At 67.2% G+C, this 1,498-nt stretch carries 2 protein-coding genes; both read right to left on the reverse strand.

Going from position 1 to position 1,498, the window contains the following annotated elements; genetic code table 11:
- The coding region (locus QM590_RS25765) for a carbon starvation CstA family protein (protein ID WP_283279476.1) at positions 1–548 on the reverse strand (548 nt) is incomplete at its 3' end.
- Positions 549–689: 141 nt separating this feature from the next.
- Positions 690–1,498 (reverse strand): ROK family protein (locus QM590_RS25770; RefSeq protein ID WP_283279477.1); only part of this gene is annotated, 809 nt, incomplete at its 5' end.

A 1,498-nucleotide genomic window follows, 5' to 3' on the forward strand; every position in this document is an offset into this window, starting at 1 on the left:
TCGTCGCGGGCCATCTGCCCGAGGCTGCGTCCGCGGCGGCGGGTGGAGATCCACAGCACCAGGAAGTCCTGGACCGCCCCGGCGAACACGACGCCGATGATGATCCACATGGTGCCGGGCAGGTAGCCCATCTGGGCGGCGAGGACGGGGCCGACGAGCGGGCCTGCTCCGGCGATGGCGGCGAAGTGGTGGCCGAACAGCACCCGACGGTCCGTCGGCATGTAGTCCTTGCCGTTTTCCAGAATCTCGGCAGGAGTGGCGCGGTCGTCGCGTGGGAGGACGATCTTGCGTTCTATCAGCCTGGCGTAGAAGCGAAAAGCGAAGATGTACGTACACACCGCGGCGATGACGAACCAGACGGCGTTGGGATTCTCTCCGCGGACGATCGCGATGATCGTCCACGCAACACCGCCGAGTAGGCCGATGGCAACGAGCATCAGGCGCTTGATCGGGGTCATCGGATGTGACTCGACGACGCCGACCGGCGGTAGGTCGGGATCTGTCTTCAGCAATTCGACGTGTGGTTCGTCGGCCGCTTTCAGTGACATGTGTGGGGTCTCCAGGATCGCAGGTGTGACTGCGATCACCCTATGTGGGCCGCCGGTGTGCGTCCTCGAATCGACGCATCGCGGTGCGCCCGGCGGTCGCTGGAGTGCGACGAGCGGCAACCGCGGCGACGATGCCCGCGGTCAGCCGCCCAGTGCGTCGTCGACGGCCCGGGCGCTGAGCACCTGATCCAGCACCAGCGCCGCACTGCCGATCACCCCGGAAAGGTCACCGTGGGTGGTGGCCTGGATGGTGAGGGCCTTGGTGGCCAGCGCGGTGGCGTTTCCGTAGACGGTCTCGCGGAGGCCGGCGACGAAGATGTCGTAGGCGTTCGCCATGTCGCCGCCGACGATGAGGACCTCGGGGTTGAGCAGATTGACGGCACCGGCCAGAGTTTCACCGATATGGCGTCCGCTGTCGCGAATGAGTCTGCGCGCTTCGGGGTCACCGCTCACCGCGAGATCGACGACGCCGCGGACATGGCCCACTTCGCGGCCCTGCTCGTTGAGTGCGCGCACCAGAGCCCAGCCGCCCGCGATGGCTTCGAGGCAGCCGCTGTCGCCGCACCTGCACGCGACGCCTGCCGCGGCAGCGGTCTTGGTGTGGCCGAATTCGCCTGCAGCGCCCAATGATCCGCGCTGCAATGCGCCGCCTGCGACGATTCCGGCACCGAGCCCGGTCGAGGCCTTGACCAGAAGGGCGTTCTGGAAGCGATCTCGATTGTCGCGGCGTTCGGCCAGCACCATCGCGTTGGCGTCGTTGTCGAGAAACACCGGAGCAGACGTGGTGTCGGCGAAGAACGGTGCCAGCGGCACTCCGTCCCAGCCGTGCATGATCGGCGAGTCGAGACTGCAGCCTCGGTCGGTGTCGGCGGTGCCGGGGATGGACAGTCCGACGCCGAGGATGCGGTGGTCGGTTCGGTGCGATTCGTCGAGCAAGGCCTGCAGTCGCT

It is taken from the genome of Rhodococcus sp. IEGM 1372 (assembly GCF_030056835.1).
Taxonomy (GTDB): domain Bacteria; phylum Actinomycetota; class Actinomycetes; order Mycobacteriales; family Mycobacteriaceae; genus Rhodococcoides.